This window comes from Endozoicomonas sp. Z74, from assembly GCF_057680865.1.
Genome location: NZ_JBLYZI010000002.1, coordinates 140223 through 148710, shown reverse-complemented (window position 1 = coordinate 148710; position 8488 = coordinate 140223). Strand labels below are relative to the sequence as shown.

Sequence of the window (8488 nt, the reverse complement as noted above, 5' to 3'; positions counted from 1 at the left end):
AGCAGGAAGGCAAAGCGCATGGCCGTGTAGAGCACCGGCGTTGCTGGGTCAGCCATGACATCAAAGAAGGCTCGAGTGCTGCTGCATGGGGAGCGAAAACCATAGCGGCTATTCAGTTGGATAGTTGCAAGAAAAGCAAAGGTAGCACTCTGATCCGCTACTTCATATCCAGTCGACAACTGTCCGCCGAAGAGATTCTACGGGCTACGAGGCAGCACTGGCTGGTCGAGAACCAGTTGCACTGGGTTCTGGACGTTGCTTTCGATGAAGACCGTTGCAGGGCAAGGGAAGGCTTTGCTGCTGAGAACCTGGCAGTTGTTCGACAGGTGACACTCAACCTTCTCAAGCTTGATACTTCAGTGAAGGCTGGTATCAAGAACAAACGTAAAACCTGTGGCTGGGATGAAGACTATATGATGAAAGTGCTTGGGCTGATTGATTCTTGATCATGTTTTTGCCCTGGCATAACCGGGGAGTTGACGTTTATTGTCAAGCCTATTGAGGCGATGCCACTAGTGAGCCAGCCTTTATCCAGCGCAGCTGCAATACCGGCCTTTAGTTCAGGGGCTTCAGCTCTTCCTATTAAAGATCCGTTCAGTGAGACGGTGCGCTCCCATTATATGGACGGTGTCAAAAATGCCCTGGCAGAAAAAGCGGTGACAAAGGCCATGGCTCTTCGGGATGAACTCCGGGTCATTGTCAGGGCTGCTGAAAACTGTTTTGCGAGGCACTATATGTCTGACAAAAAGGGAAGCAGAAAAGCTTCTCCCATGAACCCACTGCCCAAGGGGGTTGAGTCTGGCAGTTTTGCCGGTAAGGCAATCACTCACTATCACCTGGAAATCGAGCAGTACCTGAAAGCAGGTGAAGCAGCACCTGCCTTGCAGTTGATGGATGGCCTCAAAGACATTCGGGATGAGATGGACCGGCAATTCAATCTGGAGTATTCCCCGGAAAATTGATCCAGTGCTTTTATATCAGGCCTTTTTTGTAACAGACTGTCTTGTCAGAGAGAGGTTTCTGAAAAAGGCCCGATTTTGTTCAGAAGCAAACAGCTCACTGAGGTTGCGGGTCAATTTTCGCTGCCAGTTTGGATATTCATCACTGGTGCCGGGCACGTTAACCGGGGTATCCAGCTCAAGGATATCTTCCAGTTGCACAACGATGATGCTTGAAGCGGTTTTTGCCAGATAATAATGAACCTTTTCCATAAGGTCACGGCTATAGGCCATGGTATTGATGTCGTCCGGATTCATCCCCCAGGGGAGTTCCCCAATACTCCGGAGGGTTTTCAGAAGGGCAACCTTATCTTCATGCCTTGCCTGTTTTTCCTGCTGTGTTCTTTCGCTGTCGTAAATGCCCAGCTGCTGCCTCAGGTCAAGGTCATTGCAGTTCCACCAGGCTTTAAAAGTGGGGATGTCGTGGTTGGATACACAGGTCAGGGCCTGAGGCTTGTAACCTTCCGGGGGCAGAAACTGCTCTCCATCCCTTGAGAAAAGAACGACTTCGTTGGAGTAACAGCGGGCAGGAGGAAGAGCTGCTTCTATTTCCGGAGGCACGGTGCCCAGGTCTTCACCAAACACCAGGCACTGATTCCGCTGGCTTTCCAGCTTGATGATCCCCAGCAGGTCATCCAGAGGGTAGTTGACGTATACACCATAGTCAGCGGTTTTTTCCGGAGGGCACCACCAGAGGCGCAGCAGGCCCATCACATGGTCAATGCGAAGGGCAGAGCAGTGCTGCATATTGGCCTGGACCATTTCGATAAAAGGGCCGTAGGCCTTGTTCGTCAGCTGCTCTGGATTGAAAGGGGGAAGTCCCCAGTTCTGCCCCTGAGGCGCTACCGTATCCGGGGGGGCACCCACACTGGCAGAAAGGGTATAGTTCTCTGGTTCAGACCAGACATCGGCTCCTCCACGATCAACGCCAACGGCCAGGTCACGGTAAATCCCCACTTTCATACCGGCGGCCAGGGCGGCTTGCTGGGCTTCTTCCAGCTGCATTTCTGCCTGCCATTGCAGGAACCTATAAAAACGAATTCTGTCTTTTTTCTGTCCGGCGAATGAGGTGGCACCGGGCCCGGATGGATGCTGATATTCACTGGGCCAGCACGGCCAGCCCCAGCTGTTAATGTCCAGGGATTTGAAATGTTCAAACAGGGCTTCGTAGGTTCCATGCCTTTCCAGAGCCAGCCCCTTCCGGTGGCAGTATTGGTCAAAGGCGGCTGCATGTTCCGTTTTGCCCCTCACATGGGTTACTTGAAAATGCTGGAACAGCGCCTCCAGTACCGGGTACTTGAGTGAGGCGACTAGAGCATAGTCAACATACTCAGTGTTTCTGGATTGTTGTAGGCGGTTTTGAAAGTCGGGTTTATTCACCTGCTCCGTGACTTCCGGGCAGGTCTCATACCCATTCACCGAACAGACGTCGATATACAGAGGGTTGATAAAGGCCCGGCTGGATGGGCTGTAGGGGCTGCAATGGTTTGGGTTGGAGGGGTATAAGGCGTGAATCGGGTTAAGGCCCAGAATATCGGCGCCTTCTTTTGCCAGCCGGGTGACCAGTTCTTTCAGGTCGGTGAAATCGCCCATCCCCCAGTTGTGTTCTGATCGCAAAGTATAAAGCTGAATGCTGGAGCCCCAGATGTTTTCCGGGCCATTAGAGCTATGTGTGGCTGACATGAGCGACGGGGGCTCATAGCAGGCGGAGGGGGCAACAATCAGCAGGCACCGGTTTGCCCGGTCCTGGTCGTTCAGGATGATTTCATGGTAACCCACAGGCAAGTTCCCGGGCAGCTCCAGCTCCAGGCGAACAAAGCACTTGTTTTTCATGGCTTTCCGGTCGAGTTCACGGAGGCTGCCAGCCCGGACTTCCAGAGACTGTGGTTCTCCCTTTTCCGGTATCAGTTGTCCCTTGAAGGGATTATTCAGCCGGGTTTCTGGTATCTGAACGGGGATCGTAAAGGGTTTCCCCTGGTGCAGAACGTGAACCTTCGGTAACAGCGGGGTCCACTGTCTTTCCTCATAAGCGGCTATTGACGCTTGAATGTGCGGTTCACTGGCAACGGCCACACCCATTGCTTCAAGGGCTGTTTTTTTCAGCTCGCTGGCGATGTTGACGGGCTGACCCGCTGCATCAATATACTGGCCCGGTATTCCATACAAGGCCGCTAGCTGGTCAAGGGCCGCCAGCGTGACGATAGGGTCTGGCATAGTGGGTTACTCTTCGATTTCTGGCGCCCGGGTTCTCCGGAAAGCGACGCCTTCCGCATTGAACAGATAACAGTGCTCGGCAGGCAGTTCAACCCGTATGCGGGCGCCTTCCTCCCTGCGTCGTGAGTCGTTTACCCGGACAATAAAGTGTTCCCGGATGGTGTCATGGCTCATATAGATAAAGGATTCTGAACCCAGGCGTTCCAAAGCCTGTATCCGCCCTTCAACGGCATTGCCCTGGTCGGTTTCGGCGAGATTGTGTTCTGGCCGTATGCCCAGCACCACTCTTGAGCCTGCTCTGGCGGTATGGGTATCCACATAGGCTTTCAATGTTTCCCCGGAGGTGAGGCGAATATGGCTCAGCTCTTCTCCGGTCTGCTCAATGACGCCATCGAAGAAGTTCATTTTCGGCGAGCCGATAAAGCCCGCCACAAACAGGTTGGCAGGGTGGTGATACAGCTCCAGGGGGTTGCCCACCTGCTCCAGGTTGGTGGGAGCCCCTTTGGCCAGGGGGCTCAGTACCACGATGCGGTCAGCGAGGGTCATGGCCTCAACCTGGTCGTGGGTGACGTAAACCGATGTGGTTTTTAATTTTCTGTGCAACCGGGCGATTTCCTGGCGCATCTGGACCCTCAGGGCCACATCCAGATTGGAAAGAGGTTCGTCAAACAGAAAGACTCTGGGCTGCTGAACAATGGAGCGTCCGATGGCAACACGCTGCCGCTGTCCTCCGGACATGGCTTTGGGTTTTCGGTCCAGCAAGGCCTGGAGTTGCAGAATCCGTGCGGCTTCATCCACCCGCTCCCGGACAGTGGCTTTCGCGGCTTTGGCCAGTTTCAGACCAAAAGCCATATTTTCCGCCACGGACATATGGGGGTAGAGGGCATAAGACTGGAAAACCATCCCGACCCGGCGCTCATTGGGCGGCCAGTCATTGACCCGTTCTTCGCCAATGGACAGCTCGCCGCCAGTAATGTCCTCAAGGCCACAGATCATTCTTAACAGTGTTGATTTGCCGCAGCCGGAAGGGCCAATAAAGGCAACAAACTCACTTTTGCGAATGTGCAGGTTGATGTCTTTTAATGTCCAGGTCTGACCCTGGTCATAGCTTTTCGAGACGTTAACCAGTTTGACTTCAGCCATGCTTACCTCTTAACCGTTAACCCTTGACGCCTCCTGATGTCAGTCCCCCCACAATCCATCGCTGGCAGGCAAGGAAGATGATGGTGATGGGCATGCCTGACAATACGGCAGCGGCGGCAAAATCCCCCCAGAGGTAGTTCTGGGGGTTCAGGTACTGTCGTGAACCTACGGCCAGGGTCAGGTTATCCATGCTCTGCAGCAATACCGATGCCACCGGGTATTCGGCAATGCTGGCAATAAACGCCAGAATAAAGACCACTGCCAGAATGGGTACTGAAAGGGGCAGAAGAACATAGCGAAAGGCCTGCCAGGGGGTTGCGCCATCAATGGCCGCGGCTTCTTCAAGGGAGTTGTCAATGGTCTCGAAATACCCCTTGATCAGCCAGATATGCAGGGCCAGTCCCCCCAGATAGGCGACCGTCACAGAGCCCAGGCTGTCCAGGCCCAGCCAGGGGATGTAGTCACCGATTTTGTCAAACAGGGAGTAGATGGCGACCAGTGCCAGCACGGCGGGGAACATCTGGAGAATCATCATGGCCGTGAGCATGCTCTGCTTGAAGCGGAAACGGAGCCGGGCGAAGGCATAGGCGCCGGTGGTCGACAGAATCAGGATCAGGGCGGAACTGATGGTGGCCACCTTGATGGAGTTCCAGAGCCAGGTCATCACGGGAAAGGGGGGCGGGGTGAGGGAACCGTCGGTATTTTCCCAGGGAATGCCCAGGGCCAGGGTCCAGTGTTCAAGGGTCGGGTGGGTTGGAATCAGGGAGCCGGTGGCAAAATTGCCGGTACGGAAGGAGACGGAAATGATCATCAGAAAAGGAAAGGTGATCAGCAGCAGGAACAGCCACATCACAAGACGGGCTGTCCATACCCGGTATTTCAGGTTTCTGGGTTGCACCATGGCCATGTCGGGTTTCCCCCCCTGAGGTGGTGACCGTGAAAGTGAATTCGTTATCCCAGCTTATGGGTGGCTTTAAGATTCACCCAGGCAATGACACCGACCATCACGAAGATAACGGTGGCGATGGCGGAGGCCAGCCCATAGTCCTGGCCGTAGGAGCCAAAGGCGATCCGGAAGGTATAGCTGACCAGAATGTCCGTGGCCCCTGCGGGTGTCGTGGCGTTAATCATGTCCGGTGCCCCGCCGGTGAGCAGGGCGATCAGAACCAGGTTGTTGAAGTTGAAGGCAAAGCTGGCGATCAGCAGTGGAATCAGGGGTTTGATGATCATTGGTATGGTAATGCTGAACAGGTTCTGTACCGGCGATGCGCCGTCAATGGCGGAGGCTTCGTAGAGGTCATCGGGAATGCTCTTTAACAGGCCGATACAGAGGATCATCATGTAAGGGTAACCCAGCCAGGTATTGACAATAATCACCATGGTTTTGGCCAGAGCCTCATTGCTGAACCATTCCGGTTTGACGCCGAAAAGCATCTCCAGCAGCATATTGATCTCCCCGAAATTCTGGTTGAACAGCCCCCGGAAGATCAGGATGGATATGAACGCCGGAACCGCATAAGGCAGAATCAGTAAAAGCCGGTAAATACCATTTCCCTTCAGGGGTTCCCACTGCACCAGGCAGGCCATCAACAGCCCGATCACCAGAGTAAAACCCACGGACAGTGCGGCAAACAGGACCGTCCAGGTAAAAATTTTCAGAAAAGGCCCCTGGATACCGGGGTCAGAAAATACCCGGATGAAGTTGTCCCATCCGGTGTAGATGGTAAAACCGGGCCCTATCTGCTCTGTTCCGGAGGCATCGGTGTAATAGCCGGTGGAAAAATCCGGATGGATTTTCTCCCCCGTCCGGTTATCAATCAGAACGTGGCTGTTTTCCTCTGAGTTGCTCCTGGTAAAGTCGCTGTCTGCGGTGTCATCAAGCCGGTAGACTTTGGCGATGGCACCAAATTTCCTGAGGCTGGTCATGGCCAGCTCGCTGCCATCGGGCAGGTGAACATCAAGCCTTTTGAGCAGCCCCCGCATTTTGATCACGTCCCTCATTGCCAGTTCTGCACCGGCTGGCGGCTGCCTGGAAAGGGTAGCCTTGACCTCTATTTTTTCAGGGCTTTCCGCTTTTTGAGAGCCTTCAGCAGAGCCCTTAAACGAGCCTGTGATGTAATGTTGATCCGACGCCTGGGGGGGCGAAAGCATCAGGCGATAACCCGGGCCATCTTTGAAAACCTTGAACGTGAACGTTTCTCCTCCTGTCCGGTAAGTTTTGGCCAGGTGAATACTTTTGACCCGCTCCAGGGGGAGCAGGTGGCTGGAGCCATAGTTGGTAAAAGCGACGTTAACCGTATAAATCAGGGGGAAGACAATAAAGGTGAACACCCCCAGCAGACTGGGGTAAACGTAACGGTAGTTGTAGCCCTTCCGGCTGATGAACACCCAGGTGCCCGAGGTGGCCAGCACCAGAACCAGCAGGGCAAAGGCCAGCTCCCCCCGGGCGTACATCAGGGTGACCCCATAAAGCAGAAGAAGGTCAATCAGGGCAACGATCAGCAGAACCGCCCATTGGCTCAGAGAGAACCGACTGCTGGAGTGACCCACGAAGGTGCTCATGGGGCGGTACATGGTTTCAATGAGTTTGATGTATTCAGCCTGAGCGAGAGCTCTTTTGACAAGGCGCAAGTACGAAGGAATACCGGGCATCTTTCAAGTGCTTGCAACGCGGTCATAAAAGCTCTCGCTTCAGGCCCAGAGGGTGGCTCATGAAGCGGCCATCCGTCAGCGTTGGTCTTGCTTGAAAGACGCCCGGTATTCCTGCTCAAGACCGCCTTGCGTATGACCGCTTCATGAGCCACTGAACGAATCAAACTCATTGAAACCATGTACATGCCTCCGCTGGTTAGGGTTAAACAGTGAAGAGTGACCGAAGATTAGTTGACAATCCGCTTGGCTGCATCGTTCAGTGCTGCCTTGTAATCCTGGCGACCGCTGGTGATGTTGCGCAATGCAGTTTCCATGGCTGACCAGAATTTACCCATCTCGGGCACATTGGGCATGATCAGCCCCTGCTTGACGTTCTGGAAAGTGGCGGCAATGCGAGGGTCTTTTTCCAGTCTTCTCATCAGGGCTTTGTTAGCCACGGCACCCAGTGGTACATCGTCGTTCATGGTGGTCAGGCCATCTTCAGTCAGCAGATAGTTCTCCAGAAACTCTTTGGACAGGGCTTTATTGGGGCTGGCGCTGTTCAGGGCAGCTCCCCATACACCAACGAAAGCCCGGGCGGGTTTTCCGTTAATGCTGGGAAGGGCTGCCACGCCGTAATTGATTTTACTTTTGTCCAGGTTGGCCCAGGCCCAGGGACCGGTGATCATCATGGCGACTTTCTGTTTGTTAAAGGTGGCTTCCATCACGCCATAGTCGACCCCCTTTGGCATAACTCCCTTATCAATCAATTCAACCAGCATTTTGGCGCCGGCCATGGCGCCCTTGTTATTAACACCGGTATCCTTGACGTCATAACCGGTAGCGGTTTTCTTGAAGACATAGCCGCCATCAGCGGCAAGTAACGGCATGCTGAAATAAGGTTGCACCTGATCCCACATGATGGTGGTGATGCCTTTTTCTTTTTTCTCGCCGGGAGGGGATTTCTGTTTGAGCTTTTTGCTCAGGGGAAACATCTCTTCAAAGGATTTTGGTGGTTCTGGAAGAATGTCACGGTTATAAATCAGGCTGATGGCTTCCATGGAAACCGGGTAGCCATAAATTTTGCCTTTGCTGGTCATGGCCTCCCAGCCAATGGGGTTGATTCCCTGGCGGAATTCCGGTGAAGGGGTGACGGGAGCTAGAAGGCCGCTCTTGGCCCATTCGCCATAACGGTCATGGGCCCAGAAAATAATATCCGGGCCACTGCCGGAGGCCGCTGACTGCTGAAAGCGGTCAGTGATGTTTTCCGGTATTTCCACTTTGACTTTAATGCCGGTATCTTCGGTAAACTGTTTGCCAACCGTTCGAATACCCTCATAGGCTTTATCGCCACCGACCCAGATCAACAGCTCGTTTTTATTGAAGGCGGCATTGGCGTCGTTGGCAGAAAACCATGGGAAAAAAAACAAAGCGGGAAGCAGAGTGAATATAAGCGACAAAGATCTGGCAAATGAGCGTAACATGGTATGACCTCTCCAGAA

At 53.8% G+C, this 8488-nt stretch carries 7 protein-coding genes; 2 read left to right on the top strand and 5 right to left on the bottom strand.

Going from position 1 to position 8488, the window contains the following annotated elements; translation table 11 throughout:
- A partial coding sequence (locus tag ACNRUY_RS01025; protein ID WP_488109778.1) for an ISAs1 family transposase occupies positions 1-446 on the top strand: 446 nt, incomplete at its 5' end.
- 69 nt (positions 447-515) lie between these two features.
- Entirely contained in the window at positions 516-962 is a 447-nt protein-coding gene (locus tag ACNRUY_RS01020; RefSeq protein ID WP_488109777.1) for a hypothetical protein, read from the top strand.
- Between the two features lie 15 nt (positions 963-977).
- Here the strand turns inward: ACNRUY_RS01020 and malQ are convergent, their stop codons facing one another.
- From malQ to malE, 5 genes are all read right to left on the bottom strand, one after another.
- The gene (malQ, locus tag ACNRUY_RS01015) at positions 978-3212 is read right to left on the bottom strand and encodes a 4-alpha-glucanotransferase (RefSeq protein ID WP_488109776.1); all 2235 of its coding nucleotides are present in this window, start codon (positions 3210-3212) and stop codon (positions 978-980) included.
- 6 nt (positions 3213-3218) lie between these two features.
- On the bottom strand, positions 3219-4355 hold the full coding sequence (locus ACNRUY_RS01010; protein ID WP_488109775.1) for an ABC transporter ATP-binding protein: 1137 nt from the start codon (positions 4353-4355) through the stop codon (positions 3219-3221).
- A gap of 16 nt (positions 4356-4371) precedes the next feature.
- Complete coding sequence (gene malG / locus ACNRUY_RS01005) at positions 4372-5262, bottom strand: maltose ABC transporter permease MalG (RefSeq protein WP_488109774.1); 891 nt, start codon at positions 5260-5262, stop codon at positions 4372-4374.
- A gap of 44 nt (positions 5263-5306) precedes the next feature.
- Complete coding sequence (gene malF, locus ACNRUY_RS01000; RefSeq protein ID WP_488109773.1) at positions 5307-6917, bottom strand: maltose ABC transporter permease MalF; 1611 nt, start codon at positions 6915-6917, stop codon at positions 5307-5309.
- A 317-nt stretch (positions 6918-7234) separates the two neighbouring features.
- The gene (malE, locus tag ACNRUY_RS00995) at positions 7235-8470 is read right to left on the bottom strand and encodes a maltose/maltodextrin ABC transporter substrate-binding protein MalE (RefSeq protein WP_488109772.1); all 1236 of its coding nucleotides are present in this window, start codon (positions 8468-8470) and stop codon (positions 7235-7237) included.
- Between the last annotated feature and the right edge of the window lie 18 nt (positions 8471-8488).

Excerpts from the sequence above, each read along its gene's own strand:
- malQ (WP_488109776.1), bottom strand. The coding sequence starts at position 3,212 with ATGCCAGACCCTATCGTCACGCTGGCGGCCCTTGACCAGCTAGCGGCC.
- ACNRUY_RS01010 (WP_488109775.1), bottom strand. The coding sequence starts at position 4,355 with ATGGCTGAAGTCAAACTGGTTAACGTCTCGAAAAGCTATGACCAGGGT.
- malG (WP_488109774.1), bottom strand. The coding sequence starts at position 5,262 with ATGGCCATGGTGCAACCCAGAAACCTGAAATACCGGGTATGGACAGCC.
- malF (WP_488109773.1), bottom strand. The coding sequence starts at position 6,917 with ATGAGCACCTTCGTGGGTCACTCCAGCAGTCGGTTCTCTCTGAGCCAA.
- malE (WP_488109772.1), bottom strand. The coding sequence starts at position 8,470 with ATGTTACGCTCATTTGCCAGATCTTTGTCGCTTATATTCACTCTGCTT.